Raw genomic sequence first — 17,396 nt, 5'->3', positions numbered from 1 at the left:
GTTGGTGGTCAGGCTGACGGGAGGGAGCGAGCCCGGAATCTTCCTCTCACGAGCGGACCCGACATCCCTGCGACCCCGATGGGGCGACGGCCCCACCTCCTGGGTTGAGGACTCCGACACCCCGGCGCCTCGACACTCCGGCGCCTCGACACTCCGGCATCCCGGGAGGTCGGCATCCCGAGAGGTCGACATCCCGGCATACTGGCAGGTCTACGGACCGACTCCGGGAGCCGTACCTCGCGGTGCTGTCGGCGCGCTGTCAGTCCGGCGCACTGCCAGTCGGAGCAGCACCCTCAGTCGGAGCGCTGTCGTCAGCCGCCGGAATGCATCATGTCGGCGCCCTCGGGCACGCACGGGTCGTCGGGGTCGTCGAGCCAGCCGTGCGGCAACGTGACCTTGCCGGGCGACCCCTGCCGCCCGCGCGGGCCGAGTGCGTCGGCGGGGAACGGCGCGTCGTGGTCCAGCTTGCCGATCAGATCGTCGAGCTGCTCCAGCGACGACACCGTGGCGAACGAACGCCGCAGCTCCGATCCGACCGGGAACCCCATGAAGTACCAGGCCATGTGCTTGCGGATGTCGCGCATGGCCTTGTCGTGGCCGTCGTGCTCGATCAGCAGCTCGGTGTGCCTGCGCAGGACACGCGCAACCTCGCCGAGGTTCGGCGGCTCCGGCGCCGGCCTGCCCTGGAACGCCGCCTCCAGCTCGCCGAACAGCCACGGCCTGCCGAGACATCCCCTGCCGACAACGACGCCGTCGCAGCCGGTCTCGTCGACCATGCGCATGGCGTCGCCCGCGGTGAAGATGTCGCCGTTGCCGAGGACCGGGATGCTGGTCACGGCTTCCTTGAGCCGCGCGATGTGCGACCAGTCGGCCTTGCCCGAGTAGCGCTGCGCGGCGGTGCGCGCGTGCAGCGACACCGCGACGGCTCCCTCGGCCTCGGCGATGCGGCCCGCGTCGAGGTAGGTGTGGTGGTCGTCGTCGATGCCGACGCGGAACTTCACCGTCACCGGCACACCGGCGGGCTCGGCGGCCTCCACCGAGGCGCGCACGATGTTGCCGAACAGCTTCCGCTTGTACGGCAGCGCCGAACCGCCGCCCTTCCGCGTCACCTTGGCCACGGGGCAGCCGTAGTTCTGATCGATGTGGTCCGCGAGACCTTCGCCGACGATGATCTTGACGGCTTCGCGCATCGTCTCCGGGTCCACGCCGTAGAGCTGCATCGACCGCGGGTACTCGCGCTCGCCGAAGGTCATCATGTGCATCGTGCCGGGGTGACGCTCGACGACGGCGCGAGCGGTGATCATCTCGCACACGTACAGTCCCGCACCGTACTCCTGGCACAGTTTCCGGAACGCGACGTTGGTGATGCCCGCCATCGGAGCGAGCACGACGGGAGGGTCGACCCGGTACGGGCCGACCTGCAACGCAGGCGTCGTCAAGGTGGCGGTCATGCCTCCAGGTTAGCCGTCACCACCTGCCACCCCGGCCGGCCGGTCGACGCTCGGGTCGGCCATCGCTCCAGGTCGGCCGTCGCCGCCTGCGACGAGGGCAGCGGCGACCTCGGCCGATGTAGCCGACGCCACGCGTAACCGCCCGACCTGCAACGGGCGGGCACGGTCCGCAGCAGCGTCGAGCACGCGTGCCCGACCAACGAGGTACTCGACCACGTCGCGGGCAAATGGAGCGTCGGCGTGCTCGTCGCGGCGGCACAGGGACCGGTGCGGTTCACCGAACCTCGAACGTGACGGCCTGCTCGTGCGGACCGTCTATCCGACGGTGCCGCCGAAGGTCGAGTACACGCTCACCGATATGGCGCGCGAGCTGCACCACACACTCGCCGACCTGACGTCATGGGCACAGCGTCACGCCGGCGCGATCGCCGCCGCCCGCGCCACCTACGACGAGCGTGAGGAGACGCCGTGAGCGCCGACCGTGCCGCCGCCGTGTCCTGAGCGCAGCACTCGCGGTACTGAGCGCAGGACACGGCGTCACGAGTGCAGAACACGCGCGAGAGCGCAACACGGCGGGTGGGCGGGTGGTGCCGGCGCGAGCGTCAGAGGTCGACGTTGATGCAGGCCAGCCGCGCCCCCGCGTCGCCGGACTCGCCGGGTTCGGTCGACGTGTGGTGCTCATGGATCACCACGGATGCCGGCCTGCGGTCGCCGTACGACCAGTCCACATGCGACGACGCGAATCCCGTGCCGTGCGAATTGGTCGTGAAGTCGAGCCAGACCTCGTTGTCCGGGTTGGCGTACTCGGGGTCGGTCGACGGCTGGTTCGGGTCCTGCACGTACTGGAAGTGCGGGCCCGCGTCGTCGCCACTCGGGCCGCAGGGGTTGTCGTGAACGTGCGCGCCGTAGTGCCGGTCCGGCTGCAGCCCGGAGACTGCGAGTTTCGTGGTGGTGCCGACACCGCCGTTCGACAGCGAGAACACCGACGCGCGAGCACCCGACGGCACGCTGTCGAGGTCGTACGTCGCGGCCGTGGCACCGTCGACGTACGGGGCGAACGTGCCGTGCGCGAACGCCACCGCGGAGCGGGACTGCGCAGGCTCGGCGGCAGCCGGGGCAGCGGCAGCGGTGCCGGCACCCGCCAGAGCGACGGCCGATGCCAGGGCAAGGGTAACGGGGAGTCGTTTCATGGCTCGTCCTTAACCTCATCGCGCTATCGACCACAAGTCGATTGACACGGTCGGGCGATCTCACTGCGTGACACGGACACGTTTGTTATCGGCGTCCGGCCGTAATCTGGCACGCGTGACTACGGCGGACGTATCGACCTCAGGCACAGCCGGTCCGGCGGGCCGCCCCACGGACCGGACGTGGCTCGTGGCGGTGGCGGCGGCACTGTGGGGCACCGACGGGCTCCTCCGGCTACCGCTCGCGGCGGACCTGCCGTCCGGCACGGTCGTGTTCTGGGAGCACCTGATCATCGTCGCGGTGCTGTCGCCGTTCGTGCCGCGTGCGGTGCGAGCGCTGGCACGCTGCGGTCCGCGGGTGTGGCTGGCGGTACTGATCATCGGCGGCGGATCCTCCGCACTGGCCACGGCACTGTTCACCGCGGCGTTCCAGACGGGCGATGCGATCACGCCGCTGGTGCTGCAGAAGCTGCAACCGGTGTTCGCGGTGCTGGCCGCGTGGGCCGTGCTGGGCGAACGACTGCGCAGCGGCTACGCGCTGTTCGCGGTTCCCGCGATCGCGGGCGCGTGGCTGTTGGCTTTCGCCGACCCGCTGGACATCGAGTTCAGCGCGTTGCGTGCGGCGCTGCTCGCGCTCGGCGCAGCGGCGCTGTGGGCCGCGGGCACGGTGCTGGGACGGCTGGTGTCGACAAGCCTGCCGTCACGGGACGTCACGACCCTGCGGTTCACCGTGGGACTGCCGGTCGCCGCGATTATCGTCGCCGCACAGGGGAACCCGTACACGGTGGATTGGGACAACGCCGTGGGGCTCGGACTGCTCGCGCTGATTCCGGGCCTGTTCGCGCTGAGCCTGTACTACACGGGTCTGCGCGCGACACCGGCCGCGCGTGCGACGCTGGCCGAACTCGCCTATCCGGCGACGGCCGTCGTCATCGGCGTGTCCTTTTTGGACGAGACCATGACCGCGACGCAGTGGGCCGGCCTCGTCGTGGTGGTCGCCGCAGTGACGGCGCTGGGCTGGCACGAACGGGCCGCCAAGCGGCGCCCGGTGGTCGTCCCGCCCGAACCCGTATCGACAGGCGGCCGGGAGTAGGGGGCTCGGAGTGAACGGCCCGGGAGCGGACGCGCGCGGCGGCGGATCCGGCGCCGGGCACGACCCCGGTGTGGAACACGGCCCCGCTGCCCAGCAGAACCCGGGCGCGCAGGTGAAACCCGGCGCGCAGCACCACACCACCGCACAGCACGACACCACCGCACAACACCACACCACCGCACAGCCTCCCGCCGCCCAGCACGAGGTCACGGCGACGCAGCACCCCGGCGCGCAGCACGGCCCCGATGCCCAGCACAGGTCGGATCCGCAGCACAGGTCCGATGCGCAGCATGACGCCGGTGCGGAGCCGCACCACCAGCGGCTGACGCGGAACGTGAACGAGCTGCTCGGCGAGCTTCGGGTGGCTCAGGCCGGGGTGCAGATCCTGTTCGGCTTCCTGCTCGCGGTGGCGTTCACGGCGCAGTTCCGTGAGGCCAGTGGATTCGAGAAGATCCTGCACCTGGTCACGGTGCTGTTCGCGGCCGCGGCGACGGCCATGCTGACCGCGCCCGCGGCCTGGCACCGCATGCTGTTCCGCGCCGGACGCAGGCAGGCGATCCTGCGCGTCGGGAATCGCCTGGTCATCGCGGGGCTGGTGTGCCTGGCCATCGCGGTGACGCTCACCGTCGGGCTGATCGCCAAGGTGGTGTACGGGCCGGTATTGATGGGCGTGGCCCTCGTCGTGGTCGGCGGCCTGTTCTCGACCCTGTGGTTCTTCATCCCGACGAAGCTGTGACCGCGGCGAGCCGGTGCCCCCAGGGGCACTTTGGTGGCATTGAGTGCGACCAAAGTGCCCCTGGGGGCGCGAACGGCGCGCTCAGTCCTCGTCGGTGAGGTACGGGTGGAGGCCGGCGGTGTCGTTGTACCGCGGGTCGGGGCGGAACCAGGTGATGACGTCGGAGTCGAAGGCGTCGAGGTCGGAGACGTCGTAGAGCTCCTCGTGGGCACCGTCGGCGAACGCGTGGTCGTCGAAGTGGGCGAAGATCTCCGCGGCGCGCTCCTCCGGCATGGCGTCGGCGAGGTCGAGTTCCAGCTCGGCCCGCGACTTGACGACGTGCAGCGCGAGCGCCTCGGCCAGGCACAGCGGGGCCGTCCATTCCTCCTGGGTGAGGCGGTAGCCGAGGATCGCGGTCGTCACGAGCAGCTGCTTGGCGAACAGCGCGGTGTACTGGTCGGCGTACTGCTGGGGCAGTTCGTCCATCACCCAGAGCGCCTCGACGTCGACGGCGGTGCCGTCCTCGTCCTCGAGCAGCTGGATGTCGCCGAACAGTTCGTCGGTGACCATCTCGACGCCGTGCATCACCGCGCCCGCGACGTAGCGGGCCTCCTGCTCGGTGACGTCACCGCCGTCGGTGAAACCGAACGCGTCGAGGCCGAACGCGCGCAGGTACTCGGACGCGTCGAGGAGCCGCTGCCTGCGCTCGGCGAGTTCGAGCTGGTCGGCCGGGTCGATCTCGATGACGCCGTCGTCGCCGGTTTCGGCCGACGCGGCGAGCGCGCTTTCGAGCTGGTCATCCGTGGCCGTGACGGCACAGTGCTTGACCTGCCAGCCACGGAGCAGTTCGGTCTCTTCCAGGAGCTGCTCCAGCACGGCACGCGTGGCGTCCTCGGCGAACACGAGCGCGGGCGCGTCGAGCAGCCAGCTGACGTTCGCCCCGCCGAGGTGCGCGTGCACGGCGTGTTCGACGGGCGTGATCTCGACACCGTCCGGCCCTTCGATCCCGGCCAGGCGGGACAGCCGCGTGTCGAGCAGCGCCACCACGCCGACCTGCTGGAGCGGGTCCAGGTCAGGGCCGTCTTCCGGGGCGGTGAGCTCTGCCGACAGTTGGTACTCCACGGCGTGCAGTGTGGCACGACGAGTGGCGGCTCAAGCCATCAGCTCCAGTTTCGCGAGCTCACCCCTGCCGGAGACGCCGAGCTTCGGATACGCCTTGTACAGGTGGTAACCGACGGTGCGCGGGCTCAGGTACAGACGGTTGCCGATGTCGCGGTTGCTGAGGCCGTCGGCGGCCAGTTGGACGATGCGCAGTTCTTGCGGGGTGAGGCCGTCGGTGTCGACGGTGGTCTCACGGCCAGGGCGGCTGTCGCGGCCCTCACCCGCGGCGCGCAGTTCGGTGCGGGCACGGTCGGCCCAGGGCTGTGCATGGAGCCGTTCGAACGCTGTCAGCGCCGCTCGCAGGTGAGGACGGGCCTTGGCGGGGTTGCGGTCGCGGCGGAGCCATTCGCCGTGGGCCAGTTCGGTGCGAGCCTGTTGCCAGGCGTCCGCGTGATCGGCCAGACCGAGTGCGGTGGACAGCAGGCCGGGGTCGCCCAGCAGGCCTCGACTGCGGAGGGCAACGGCGCGCACCGAGGGCCTGTCCACGACGTTCGCCCAGGTCACGAAGTCGGCAAGCGCTTGCGAAGCGAAGTCGTCGTCGGACGGGCGATCGGTGCGGGACGCCGCTTCGACGAGGTCCGGCACGGCCGCCAGGCCGGCCAGTCCCGGCCGGTGCGCCGCGGCCAGCCGGTCGACCGCCGCCTCGGCCCGGCCCTCGCCGAGGTCCAGCAGCGCCAGCGCGCGCGCCGCGGAGGCCGGATCCGCGTCAGCGGCGTACGAGGCCGTGGCGTCCGCATCGCCCCGCACGGCGGCGACGAGCGCGGGCACTCCCGACAGCGTCGCGACGCCGCGCCGCTGGCCGATGCACGTAGCGACCTCGAGTCCTTCGCCCGCCGTCTTCGCCGCGGCGTCGAGTTCACCGAGCTGCAGCTCCGCCTGTGCGAGCACGCCCAGCGCAGCGGGCAGCACCCCGGTGGCGGCCTGCCTCCTGGCCTCGCGCACGGTGTCCGTCGCCCTGGCGTAGGCGCGGTCGGGGTCGCCGAGCAGCAGCGACCACCACGACCGCTGCACCTCCGAACGCAGCGTCAACGCGATGTCGGTGCAGGCCGTCAGCTCCGTGCAGTCCGCGGCGACGAGCTCGCGCAACGCCGCGACCGCTTCCGCGACGTCTGCGCTCGCGGCGGTCGCCAGCGCCCGCACCCGGGTGGCGCCGGGAAGCGCCAGCTCGTCGGCGACCGCCGCGGCTTCGACCCCGCGGGCCGGGTCGTCACCCCGCCACGCCGCACCGACCGCGAGGAAGAGCAGCTTGCCCGCCGGTTCCGGGGCCTCGCCCGCGATCCGCCGGGCGGTCGTGACGAGCAGGTGATGCGCCTCGGCGACGCGGCCGTCGTCCTCGGCGAGGGTCGCCCTGACGATCGCGGCCCAGGTCGCGTCCACCGGCTCCGGAAGCAGCGTCGCCGCTTGTTCCGCCAGGTCACGGGCGCGTTCGGGCTGCCCCGCGTCGGCGGCCGCGCGGGCGGCGGACGTCAGCCGTAGCCCCTCGTCCCTCGGCTGCGGGCTCAGGTGGGCGGCGCGTTCGTAGTCGTCGGCGACCGCGGCCATGCCGCCGCGGACGCGCGCACGGTCGATACCGGCCTCGAGGGCCGCAGCGACCGACTCGTCGGCCGTGGTGGTGGCGGCGGCGAGGTGACGGGCGCGCCGGTCGGCGTCGGCGTCCTCACCGAGCACCTCGGCCAGTGCCCGATGGGCTTCGAGCCGCCGGGCCAATGTGGCCGCCCGGTACACGGAGGTGCCCACGAGCGGATGCCGGAACCCGAAGCAGCCCTCGGTGAACATCACCAGCTCGGCGTCCTCGGCGACGCGAAGGTCTTCGATCGACGCCCCGAGACCGTTCGCCGCGGCGAGAATCGTGCCGATGTCACACGTGCCGTCCGCCGCCGCGACCAGCAGCACGGTTCGCGTGGCGGGCGGCAACTCCGCGATCATGTCGGCGAACGGATCACCCCGACTGTCTCGTTCGGACGACCCGAGTTCCAGCAATGCCAACGGGTTTCCTGCCGCCTCAGCGATGACCCGAGCCCGACGGTGACGAGGGAGTTCGGTCGTGGCAAGAATCCGGCGCGCCGACTCGTCGTCCACACCGGGCAGTCGAAGTTCGGGCAGGCCGGGCGTGGGCATCGCGGGCGCGTGCGGCTCGCGGACCGCCAACAGCACTCCTACCCGCTTGCCCGAGAGCCTGCGCGCGGCGAACGACAGGGCGTCGGCGGACGCCGCGTCGAGCCAGTGCGCGTCGTCGGCGAGCACCAGGACCGGCCTGTCCTGCGCCAACATCCCCAGTAGTTCCAGCACTGCCACGCCCGCGGCGAACCGGTCGACGGACCCGTCACCCGCGAGCACCCGGCGCAACGTTCCGGCGTGCGGTTCGGCGAGCCCGTCGACGTAGCCGGCCACCGGGTGCAGCAGCAGGTGCAGACCCGCGAACGGGATCGCCGACTCCGCCGCAACGCCGGCCCCGCGCAGCACGAACAGGCCGCACTGCGCGGAGCCGGTGGCCGGGTGGACCGGACCAGGTGTGCCCGCCTCGTCGGCCGCGACGCGAGTGTCGGCGGCGAACTCGAGCAACGTCGACTTCCCGATCCCCGCCTCGCCGCGCAGCACCAGCGTCTGACCCGCCCCGGCGCGCACCTCGTCGACGAGCGTGCCGATGCGGGCGAGTTCGTCGTCACGGCCGTGGATCCCTGCAGAACTCATGGTCACAAGCCTGCAACTTCGAGTATGGTCGAAGTCAACGGATTTCCGCGGAAGATCGTCATCCCACTGCTGGAACCGGTGGTTCGACCACGACCCGCACGCAGTGCTTCACCGTGGCCGCCGCCCGGCCCTCGCGGGCGGCGGCCACGGTGATCAGTTGCTGCCGTACGGGCGCACCGCGCGGGCCTCGTGCAACGCCCTGCCCCACCACGACAGCTGGTCGAGCATGCCCTTGGCCGCCTGGCTCGCGGACTCCGCGTCGTGCGGGATGCCGTCGTCGCCGAAGCGGTCCGGGTAGTTGTAGAAGCTGACGGTGTCGCGAACGGTGACGGCGTGCAGTTCCGCAAAGACGCCGCGCAGGTGCTCGACGGCGCGTAGGCCACCGCTCATGCCGCCGTAGGTGACGAAGCCGACGGGCTTGGCGAGCCACTCCGCGTGGAAGTAGTCGATGGCGGCCTTGAGCGGCGCTGGGTAGCTGTGGTTGTACTCGGGCGTGACGACGACGAACGCGTCGGCGGCGGCCAAGCGCTCGCCGAGCGCGTCGGTGTCGGCGGATCCGTCGAGCGAATCCGGCACGTCCAGTCCCGCCAGGTCGACGACGTCGACGTCGAACCCGTGATGCTTGCGCACCTCGTCGGCGAACCAGGCGGCCGGTACCGGCGCGAACCGGCCGGTGCGGGTACTGCCGATGATCACCGCGAGCCGCAGCGGCCCTCCGGTGCCCTGGGCGTCGCCGTGGGTCGTGGTCGTTGCGTTGGCGCTGGTCATGATGGTTCCTCTCGCGTCGATCGGTGCGTTGTCGATTGCCGTCGACGCTACGAACGCAGGCCCCGGTGCGGCATCAGTCGACCGACCGGTATGACGACTGTCAGCACGCGCCGTGTTGCGCCTTCCGGGCCGCGTGTTCTGCGTCCAGCACCCCGTGTCCCGCACCCAGCACCCCGTGTTCTGCGTCCAGCACCCCATGTTCTGCGTCCGGCACCGGACTCCCACGCCTGCGGTGCCGTGTCGCGGATTCCGGAGACCGTGTCGCGCGGCTGCCGTCGCGCCCCATCCGGTGCGGTTCCGTACGGTGCTCTGCCATGACGGTCCTACGTTCGGTGCTGTTGTTCGGGTTGGCCGCGCTCGCGGAGATCGGCGGGGCGTGGCTGGTGTGGCAGGGCGTGCGGGAACACCGTGGACTGCTGTGGATCGCGGCGGGCGTGATCGCACTGGGCGCGTACGGGTTCGTGGCGACGCTGCAACCGGACCCGCACTTCGGTCGGATCCTGGCCGCCTACGGCGGTGTCTTCGTGGCGGGTTCGCTGGCGTGGGGCATGATCGTCGACAAGTTCCAGCCCGACCGATGGGACTACATCGGCGCCGCGCTGTGTGTACTGGGCGTGGCCGTGATCATGTACGCCCCACGTCCGGCGTGAGGCCGGCGACGCGGCGGAGCGCGGCGAACCCGTCGTCGCTGCCCGGCCAGTGGCGACGCGCGACATCGATCCCGGCGCGACGTACGACGGACCGCAGCACGGCGGTGACGACGATCGCGTCGTCGGCGTAGCCCAGCACGGGAACGAAGTCCGGCACGAGGTCGATCGGCAAGGCGAGGTAGACCAGCAACAGCCACAGCCGCACGCGCACGCCGCGAGGCAGGTCGCGGTCGGCGGCGAGCCTGCGGACGAGCCGCAGCACGTCCGGCAACAGGCGCAGCGCCTCACGCAGCAACCCGCCGCGCGGCCGCACGATCACCAGCACCACGATCAGCGCCACCCAGGCGACCGCGAGGGCGGCGCCGACGCCGATCAGAGCTTCCCAGTACCAGGCCACGCACCCACCCTAGGCGCGCGCAGGACCGCTTCCAGGGCCGCCGGGCGCGGCCGCTAAGCTGGCCCTCGGCAGGGCCGTTAGCTCAATTGGCAGAGCAGTGGACTTTTAATCCTCGGGTTCCGGGTTCGAGCCCCGGGCGGCCCACCAAAATCCCAGTTCAGCTGGGTTGTCGGCTCGTCACGACGGCCATGGTGCCGTTGTACCGCCGCGGGTCGACGGCCCGCACGGCCTGCCTCCGGACGCCGACCCGCGGGATCCGTGCGGATGCCGGCCGAAGCCAAGAGCTCGTCGTCCCACGGGCGACGACCGGCGGTCCACCCGTGCCGTCGGCGGTCGCTCATGCCGCCAACAGGATCGGGACGAACATCGTCGCGGTGTAGAAACACATGAACTGCACGCCCGCGTTCATACCGAAGGCCCGGTTGCACAGACCGCCCAGCAACCCGACGGTCAGCGACGTGAACAGTCCCAGCGCTCCGCCTTCGTACCAGGACACGACGACGATCAACCCGGCGAACGCGGCGATGAGCGCTTCGTGGCTGACGCGCGTGATCACCCATGCGCTGGCCACACGCGCATACTTCATCGCGACGGGATAGACGACCACGGCCGCGACGAGCACCCCCAGCAACCCGAAGAGCAGGAACTGCCACGACGACAGCATCGAGTGCAGATTCTGTCCCGATTCCACCGAGTAGACCGGCGGGGCGTTGAACAACGCGGCGGCGGGGCCGGCGGCGACGGGACTCAACGGCAGGCCGAACGCCACCAGCGGAATGATCGTCTCAGCCAGATAGGTCGACTCCGTCGTGCCGTTCTTGACCGCCATCAGCGAGCTCAGCCGTTGGTAGGGATGTTTCAGCCGCGCACCCACCGCTTCACCCACGATGACGGTCGTCGCCACCGGACTGAACACGAATGTGGACGAGGTGACGACGGCCGAGCCCGCGGTGTAGCCGATCTGCTGTCGGGTGAGCACGCGAAACGGGTTGGGGAAGGGGCCCCTGCCGTCCGACAGGTCCGGCGCGAGATGAAACTCCCGGACACCGCTGCGCTCCATACCCGCACGCCCGGTGCGGGACGTCGCCCCCACCAGGTCCGCCAACAGTGGGCCGATCGCGATACCGAGGAAGAACGAGATGCTCAGCGAGTCCCCGAGGTGTTGCTCGGTGAATCCGTGCAACGCGGCGATGGCCAGGGTGAACGGAATGATTCCCACGATGCTGGCCCAGCGGCCCGGCGAGAAATAGCCCACGAAGATCGCGGCGGCCGCGAACAGCCACGGTGCGACAGCCTCCACGGTTTCGGACAAGGGCGCCAACGCGGTTGCGATTCCCACCGCGACCGGTACGGCGATGACAGCCGACAGCAGCGCGCCCGCGAGCGCCTTGCGTAACGCGACGTGCGGTGCGCCGAGCCGCCGCATTCCGTCCGCATCCTCCATGAGCGGCACCGCCATGGTGTCACCCGGAATTCCGAGCAGCGTGGTCGGAATCGCGTGTGTCATGTGCTTGGACACCGCCGCGGCGATGAAGAACGTGAACACCCCGACGGGCGGAACTCCGGCAAGCACGACGATCAACGTCAACGGCCCGAGCGTCGCGGTCTCGTCGGTACCCGAAACGAGGCCGATGGCGCCGAACACCACAGCGCCCGTCAGGCCCATCCCGAGAGCCCAGAGCAGATCCACGATCATTGTTGAACTCCCTTTCTCGCCGTGTCACCGGCAGGCGAGGTTCCGGGTTCGTACAGTCCGATCTCCCGCATTTCCTCGATGTACTCGTCGGGCAGCCCGGAGACGGCTTCGGGCGTGGAGAATTCGGGAGGAAGGCCGGAGCGGATGCCATCGGACCGGCTTTCGGCGAACACCCGTTTCGGGGTGAACAACTTCGCGCAGAGCGCGCCCGTAGCGACGCACGCGGCGAGCCCGACGAGGAGTGCGTATCCGTCGACGACCTGCTCGTTTCCCGCTCCGGACAGAACCTGCTGTGCCAGCAGAAATGCGGCCAGCGCGACCGGCACGGCCAGCAGCAAGGACCGGCCCAGCTCCTTCGGCGCCACCGCGTCGCCCCACAACACGAGATAGGGCCGAGAATCGTCGTCGTGTTCGGGGAACTGCTCGTTCGCCGGGTCGGGAACGGGTTCCCCGGAAACCGTACGTTCGTTGCCACTCATTGCTCACTCCCGCGTCGTACCTGGTGGGCGGTTCCGGTGTTGCGGCTCGTCGCATGCGGGGCGCGACGCCGATCTCCGACGGGAATCGGCGCCGACGACGCGGGCGTTCCTGCCGGGCACGACCCCGGCGCGGGTGGCGCCCGGCGGCCGGTTCGTCACGGCCGGCCTGCTCTGAGTTCGGCAAGCACCCGCTCGGCGTGGTCGGCACGGACGGCCCGGTCGGCGACGAGGCGCGACACGACCTGCGGAAGTTCGGTGGCGGTGGCTCCCGCGGACACCGCCACATTGCGCGCGTGCAACGACATGTGGCCGCGTTGGATGCCCTCCGTCGCCAGCGCGCGCAACGCCGCGAGGTTCTGCGCGAGTCCGACGGCTGTGATCACCTCGGCCAGCTGCTGGGCCGTGGCGACGCCGAGCAGCCGGACGGCCGACTGCGCCGCGGGATGCACCTTCGTGGCCCCGCCGACCAGCCCGACCGGCATCGGCAGCTCCAGCGTTCCTGTCAGGTTGCCGTCGGCGTCGGTTTCGAAGCGCGAGAGAGCGGTGTAGCGGCCGTCCGCACCGACGGCGTGTGAGTGCGCACCGGATTCGACGGCGCGAGTGTCGTTGCCGGTCGCGAGCACCACGGCCGTGATGCCGTTCAGGATTCCCTTGTTGTGCGTCGCCGCGCGGTACGGGTCGGCTTCGGCCAGCGCGCCGGCGTGCACGATGTCCCGCACGACGTCCGCACCGCCGAGGGTCGCGGCGTCGAACACGGCATTCGCACGCGCCAGTCGCGTATCGGCCTTGTTGGTCAGGATCCGCAGCAGCACCCGCCCGCGAGCGATCTCCCCGACCCGCGTCGCGACGGCCTCGGCCATCGAGTTGACGGCGTTCGCCCCCATCGCGTCGCGGACGTCGACCATCAGGTGCAGCACGACGTACCTGCCGGGCCTGGCCTCGACCACTCGCACCGACAGTTCCCTGGCCCCGCCGCCGAGTTCGACCAGTTGCGGATCCTGTTCGTCGGCCATCCGCAACAGCTCGGCACGCGCGTCGAGCAGGCGCAGCCGGGCACCCTCCGGATCTTCGACGTCTACGACCTGGATCTGCGCTTGCATGACGGGCCGGGAACTCGACGTGTGGAAGCCGCCGGCGACCCTGGCGATTCGGGCGGCATTGCTGGCGGCCGCGACCACGGAAGGCTCCTCGGTCGCCATGGGGACGAGGACGTCGTCACCGTTGATCGTGAAGTTGGTGGCGACACCGAGTGGTACGCCGAGCACGCCCACGACGTTCTCGATCATGTGGTCGGCCTGCTCGACGGTGAGCCCTTCGGAGGGATCCAGCGCGCTGAGTTCGTCCGGGGCGCGGCCGGTGTGCTCGGCGAGCTGCGCTCGCCGAGCGGCCGGCGGCACGTCCCGGAACCCGGACAACCTGCTGTACACGGACACGCGGACCTCCCACGCCGTACTGCGTCACCGGGCACCGGCGACGACGACAGTTCACACCCGGCAGGCAGGCGGCACGACGAGGGTCGGCCGCACTGCCGTTCCGGTTGACCAGGAACGTTAGGCCGTCACGGACCGCGTCCATACGGGCGAAGAACCCACATTCGGACCGGTGGCCACGTGTAGTTCACCCACAACCCCGGCCCGGCACGGCGTCACTGGAGAGCGCGACGCCCCACCCGGTGGCCGCGCGCGTCCAGTCCCGCAGCGGACACGATCACCGCGTGTCGGCAGGTCCGTCCATGGCGTGCCGGCGGATCAGCGAGCGCATGCGCGTCGCCAGCGAGATCCGGAACAACGGCTCGGGTTCCCGCCAGCCCTCTCCCAGCAGCGCCGTGATCCGTTCGAGTCGCTGGGTGACGGTGTTGATGTGCACATGCAGTGCCCGCGCCGTGCGGGTCGGACTGGCCTGTGACTCGGCGAACGCCGACAGGGTCGCGAACAGGTCGGTACCGCGCTCCTCGTCCCACCGCAGAACCGGCCCGATGACCGAGTCGATGAACCGGGACAGGTCACGCGGGCGCGAGCCGAACACCGCCAGATACGGCTCGTAGGCCTGCGCGTCCACGGCGCCGTCCGGCGCCTGCCAGCTCTGTAACAGCTGCGCACAGCGGCGCGCCGCCTCGAAGGATTCCCCCAGCGCGGCAGCCGCCGGTGCCGGCGGCCCCGCGACCGCCAGCACCGGGGTTTCCGCTGCCCGGCGGGCGGTTGCCCACACCTCGTGCGCGACGTCGTTCGGTTCCGGTCGCGGCGAAAGCACCGTGAGGACCCCGTCGCGCTCGCCCACCAGCGCCCCCGAACCGGCCCGCCGCAGGGCCACCGACACGGTTCGACGGGCCTCGGCCGGCACGGCCACGACGACGACCGACCGCAGCTCGTCGAGCCGCACGTCCCGAGCTCGCGCGCGGCGGACCAGGTCGGGCCGTTGCAGCACATCGCCCCGCAGAATGTCGGAGACGAGTTCTCCCCTGACCCGGTCCTCGGCTTCGGCCACCGCGTCCTGCTGCACGGCGACCAGGGCCGCGATCTGGGCCGTACGCTCGATGGTGCGCTGCTCCACGGCCCCGAGCTCCAGCTCACCGTGTCCGACGAGGACGGCTCCCAGAAAGACGTCGCCGGCCACCACGGCGACCACCACCTCGGGTTCCGGGGCACCGCCGTCGACGAACACGCACCGCCCCGACGGCCGGCTCTCGGCGATCGCCTCCCGCACCCGGCCGGACAGTCCGTCCGCCGCGGCGAGACCGCGAGCCCCGGCCCGCGCATCCGCGATCGGCTCCCAGTCCCGGTCGAGGATCGTCACGGGCCGGTTCAGGGCTCCGCTCAGTGTGTCCGCCACACCCTCGGCGCTCCCGCCTTTCAGCACCACCGCCGTCAGGTCCTCGTGCACCGCGCTCGCCCGCTCCATCGCCGTCACGTTGTCGGCCAGCACGGCTCGGGCACGGTCGGCCTCGTGGGCCGCCAACCGCGCCTGCTCCAGCAACGACGTCGTCTGCAGCACCACAGCGGCATGATTCGCGAACGCGCTCAGCAGCGCCACTTCGTCCGGCGTGAACGTGTGGCCACTGCGGTTCGCGGCGAACAGGACGCCGAGCACGCGGTCGCCCGCGATCAGCGGCACCCCCAGCAACGAGACCAGACCCTCGGCCGCCACGGCCGCGTCGATCCCGGGTTCGTGCGGGATGTCGTCGTTCTGCTGATACGTGGAAGTCCACTGTGGAAGTCGGGTGTGCACGACCTTGCTGGCCAGCCCCATGCCCGGTGGGACCCGCAACCGGCGAAACGACGAGTCGATCGCCCCCGACGTCGACCGGACCCGAAGTTCGTCCCTGCCCTCGTGGAACTCGGACAGGTAGGTCACGTCGGTACCCAGTAGGTCATGGGCCCGCTCGACCAGGCGGTCCAGCAAGGTGTCGGTGTCGCGCAGCTCGGCGAGTTCGTGAGCGCTCGAGAACAGGGCCGACAGCTCTTGTCCGCGGCGACGCCACCGCGCCATCGAGGCACGCACGTTGCGGATGCGTCCCTCCAGCGCAGCAGCGTCGTCGGCGGGCAGGGCCGTACCGACGGTCGTGGCGGGTTCCGACGTGTCGGATTCCGCCACGACCGCATCCAGCAGTTCCAGGACTTCGGACACGGAGAGCATCGAGTCCTGCCGATCGTTCCGCACGGCCATGAGCCGAGCATCCCCCAGGCTGCCCGCCGCGTCGACAGCCGCCCGCGGCGGCGCCTCGGACTGCCCGCCGACCGGCGCGGTCGTCGCGGCCGCCGCCGGCTGCGCCGGAGCGTGCACACGCAACCGCCGGACGTAGCTCGCCACCTTCCGGCGTACGCCGGAACGCGTAGCCGGCGAGGGCGCTGCGACGGACGCGCCGTCGGGTCACACCGCCCTAGCGTTCCCGGGGTCAGTTCCCTTCCGTCCGATACGGAGTCACGCCATGTCGGTTCACCGACTCGGATTTCCCGTCTCCGCCGTGTATGTCTGGTTGGCCATGGTGGCCTTCGGCGGCATCGCGGTCGAGACGATCGTCATCTATCCCAACGTCTTCCACGACGTTCCGCGGTCGTTGACCGAGGCCAGCGAGTTCTTCGACGTCACCGGACCCGCCGACTTCTTCCCGCCGATGGGCGCGGCCACACTGATCGTCGCCGTGGTCACGTTGTTGCTCGTCAGGAAGGTTCGGGCCGCACGGTGGTGGATCGCGGCAAGCCTCGCATCGCTCGCACTCGGCGAGTTCCTGTTCTCGGTGCTGTACTTCTGGCCCCGCAACGAGATCATGTTCGACGAGGGGGCGGCGATGCACACCGCGGAACTGCTGCGGAGCACCGCCGTCGAGTTCGAGGTCGGCCACTGGTTCCGGCTCGGCATGAGCGCGGTGACCGCAACACTCGCCTTCGTAGGGTTGCAGCGGCTGCACCGCGACCGGATCGCCTCGGAACCGCGAGCGTGACAGCCGACGCCCACGGCCACGTCCGCCACGATGCGGCGGCTGCCGCGGCGGTGCGGCCGCCGCACGGAACGGCCCCCGCACCCGGTCCGGGCGGGCCGAATGCGGGGGCCGGGGACGCGATGCTCCGTCAGTCGTCCCGATCCTGCTCGAACGAGACGATCTTCCCGTTGTCCGCGTCGATCTCGATCTCGTACTCCGCAGCGCCCTTGCGGAGGTCGACCTCCCATTCCAAGCCGTAGCAGCGGTCGAGGTCGATCTCGATCACGCTCGCGCCGGGCACCCGCTGCAGCGCGATCCGCTCCGCCTGCTGCGCGCCGACGGCCGGCTGCTCGCTCGAGCAGTGCTCCGGCCACGGGTTGCCCCAGTGGGACGGCGCCTGCTCGCCCTTCGGGCCCGTGTGGATGTCGTCGGAGTCGGGACCGGTGTAGTGGTCGCCAGGACCCGTGTAGTGGTCGCCGGGTCCGGTGTAGATGTCCTCGGGGTCCGGACCGGTGTAGGGCCGCTCGGACTGCTGCTGGGCCGATGCCGGACGCGAGTCCCCGGACTGGCCGCCGTCGGCCGCGAACGCAACGGCCGTGCCACTCATGGCCAGGACGCCACCTGCGACCGCAATCGCTCCGACCAGCTTCTTCTTGCCCAACACGTCGAATCCTCCTGTGCGTTTCCGTGA

Annotated in this window: 14 protein-coding genes, 1 tRNA gene and 2 pseudogenes; 6 read left to right on the top strand and 11 right to left on the bottom strand. The window is 70.9% G+C overall.

From position 1 onward, the window contains the following. Positions 1–311 precede the first annotated feature (311 nt). Complete coding sequence (dusB, locus tag FB384_RS09880) at positions 312–1,451, bottom strand: tRNA dihydrouridine synthase DusB (RefSeq protein ID WP_183781806.1); 1,140 nt, start codon at positions 1,449–1,451, stop codon at positions 312–314. 147 nt (positions 1,452–1,598) lie between these two features. Here dusB and FB384_RS09875 point away from each other — a divergent pair. Then, positions 1,599–1,923 (top strand): annotated as a pseudogene (locus FB384_RS09875) (winged helix-turn-helix transcriptional regulator). A 130-nt stretch (positions 1,924–2,053) separates the two neighbouring features. Here FB384_RS09875 and FB384_RS09870 read toward each other — a convergent pair. Then, a complete protein-coding gene (locus FB384_RS09870) occupies positions 2,054–2,641 on the bottom strand; it encodes a superoxide dismutase family protein (protein WP_183781804.1) in 588 nt (195 codons plus the stop codon). Between the two features lie 187 nt (positions 2,642–2,828). Here FB384_RS09870 and FB384_RS09865 point away from each other — a divergent pair, with 187 nt between their 5' ends. After that, positions 2,829–3,731, top strand: a complete 903-nt coding sequence (locus FB384_RS09865) for a DMT family transporter (RefSeq protein WP_183785273.1) — start codon at positions 2,829–2,831, stop codon at positions 3,729–3,731. Positions 3,732–4,035: 304 nt separating this feature from the next. Next, positions 4,036–4,467: pseudogene (locus tag FB384_RS09860) on the top strand (DUF6328 family protein); the annotation flags it as partial. An 81-nt stretch (positions 4,468–4,548) separates the two neighbouring features. Here FB384_RS09860 and FB384_RS09855 read toward each other — a convergent pair. From FB384_RS09855 to FB384_RS09845, 3 genes are all read right to left on the bottom strand, one after another. Continuing rightward, a complete protein-coding gene (locus tag FB384_RS09855; RefSeq protein ID WP_183781801.1) occupies positions 4,549–5,568 on the bottom strand; it encodes a hypothetical protein in 1,020 nt (339 codons plus the stop codon). Positions 5,569–5,598: 30 nt separating this feature from the next. After that, positions 5,599–8,298, bottom strand: coding sequence for a helix-turn-helix transcriptional regulator (locus FB384_RS09850; protein WP_183781798.1), 2,700 nt, complete (start codon positions 8,296–8,298; stop codon positions 5,599–5,601). 153 nt (positions 8,299–8,451) lie between these two features. After that, positions 8,452–9,066 carry an NADPH-dependent FMN reductase gene (locus FB384_RS09845; RefSeq protein WP_183781795.1) on the bottom strand — a complete coding sequence of 205 codons (615 nt, stop codon included), beginning with the start codon at positions 9,064–9,066 and terminating at the stop codon, positions 8,452–8,454. A gap of 314 nt (positions 9,067–9,380) precedes the next feature. Between FB384_RS09845 and FB384_RS09840 the strand changes: the two genes are divergently transcribed. Continuing rightward, positions 9,381–9,716, top strand: a complete 336-nt coding sequence (locus FB384_RS09840; protein ID WP_183781792.1) for a YnfA family protein — start codon at positions 9,381–9,383, stop codon at positions 9,714–9,716. Here the strand turns inward: FB384_RS09840 and FB384_RS09835 are convergent. Next, positions 9,691–10,113, bottom strand: coding sequence for a YkvA family protein (locus FB384_RS09835; RefSeq protein ID WP_183781789.1), 423 nt, complete (start codon positions 10,111–10,113; stop codon positions 9,691–9,693). The two genes, FB384_RS09840 and FB384_RS09835, sit on opposite strands and share 26 nt — an antisense overlap. Positions 10,114–10,184: 71 nt before the next feature. Here FB384_RS09835 and FB384_RS09830 point away from each other — a divergent pair. Continuing rightward, a tRNA-Lys gene (locus FB384_RS09830) sits at positions 10,185–10,260 on the top strand. Between the two features lie 190 nt (positions 10,261–10,450). Here the strand turns inward: FB384_RS09830 and FB384_RS09825 are convergent. The 4 genes from FB384_RS09825 to FB384_RS09810 all read right to left on the bottom strand — a co-directional run bounded on the left by FB384_RS09825 (position 10,451) and on the right by FB384_RS09810 (position 15,951). Further along, positions 10,451–11,809, bottom strand: coding sequence for a tripartite tricarboxylate transporter permease (locus FB384_RS09825; RefSeq protein WP_183781786.1), 1,359 nt, complete (start codon positions 11,807–11,809; stop codon positions 10,451–10,453). After that, positions 11,806–12,288: a hypothetical protein gene (locus FB384_RS09820; RefSeq protein WP_183781783.1), complete on the bottom strand. Its 483-nt coding sequence runs from the start codon at positions 12,286–12,288 to the stop codon at positions 11,806–11,808. The genes FB384_RS09825 and FB384_RS09820 overlap by 4 nt, the downstream gene beginning before the upstream one ends. A 155-nt stretch (positions 12,289–12,443) precedes the next feature. Beyond that, positions 12,444–13,721 carry a hydroxymethylglutaryl-CoA reductase, degradative gene (locus FB384_RS09815; RefSeq protein ID WP_183781780.1) on the bottom strand — a complete coding sequence of 426 codons (1,278 nt, stop codon included), beginning with the start codon at positions 13,719–13,721 and terminating at the stop codon, positions 12,444–12,446. Between the two features lie 274 nt (positions 13,722–13,995). Beyond that, the gene (locus FB384_RS09810) at positions 13,996–15,951 is read right to left on the bottom strand and encodes a helix-turn-helix domain-containing protein (protein WP_183781777.1); all 1,956 of its coding nucleotides are present in this window, start codon (positions 15,949–15,951) and stop codon (positions 13,996–13,998) included. Between the two features lie 262 nt (positions 15,952–16,213). Here FB384_RS09810 and FB384_RS09805 point away from each other — a divergent pair, with 262 nt between their 5' ends. After that, positions 16,214–16,726: a DUF1772 domain-containing protein gene (locus tag FB384_RS09805; protein ID WP_183781774.1), complete on the top strand. Its 513-nt coding sequence runs from the start codon at positions 16,214–16,216 to the stop codon at positions 16,724–16,726. A 127-nt stretch (positions 16,727–16,853) separates the two neighbouring features. On the opposite strand, the gene FB384_RS09800 is transcribed toward FB384_RS09805, so the two are convergent. Continuing rightward, positions 16,854–17,369 carry a PepSY domain-containing protein gene (locus tag FB384_RS09800; RefSeq protein ID WP_183781771.1) on the bottom strand — a complete coding sequence of 172 codons (516 nt, stop codon included), beginning with the start codon at positions 17,367–17,369 and terminating at the stop codon, positions 16,854–16,856. Positions 17,370–17,396: the final 27 nt, after the last annotated feature.

Source organism: Prauserella sediminis (genome assembly GCF_014195435.1).
GTDB lineage: Bacteria > Actinomycetota > Actinomycetes > Mycobacteriales > Pseudonocardiaceae > Prauserella > Prauserella salsuginis.
The sequence above is the reverse complement of the archived record's forward strand: the minus strand, read 5'-3'. Positions and strand labels throughout refer to the sequence as shown.

Bases quoted from the DNA above. Each gene is read 5' to 3' on its own strand.
- dusB (WP_183781806.1), bottom strand. From the start codon at position 1,451: ATGACCGCCACCTTGACGACGCCTGCGTTGCAGGTCGGCCCGTACCGG.
- FB384_RS09870 (WP_183781804.1), bottom strand. From the start codon at position 2,641: ATGAAACGACTCCCCGTTACCCTTGCCCTGGCATCGGCCGTCGCTCTG.
- FB384_RS09850 (WP_183781798.1), bottom strand. From the start codon at position 8,298: ATGAGTTCTGCAGGGATCCACGGCCGTGACGACGAACTCGCCCGCATC.
- FB384_RS09845 (WP_183781795.1), bottom strand. From the start codon at position 9,066: ATGACCAGCGCCAACGCAACGACCACGACCCACGGCGACGCCCAGGGC.
- FB384_RS09840 (WP_183781792.1), top strand. From the start codon at position 9,381: ATGACGGTCCTACGTTCGGTGCTGTTGTTCGGGTTGGCCGCGCTCGCG.
- FB384_RS09825 (WP_183781786.1), bottom strand. From the start codon at position 11,809: ATGATCGTGGATCTGCTCTGGGCTCTCGGGATGGGCCTGACGGGCGCT.
- FB384_RS09820 (WP_183781783.1), bottom strand. From the start codon at position 12,288: ATGAGTGGCAACGAACGTACGGTTTCCGGGGAACCCGTTCCCGACCCG.
- FB384_RS09810 (WP_183781777.1), bottom strand. From the start codon at position 15,951: ATGGCCGTGCGGAACGATCGGCAGGACTCGATGCTCTCCGTGTCCGAA.
- FB384_RS09805 (WP_183781774.1), top strand. From the start codon at position 16,214: ATGTCGGTTCACCGACTCGGATTTCCCGTCTCCGCCGTGTATGTCTGG.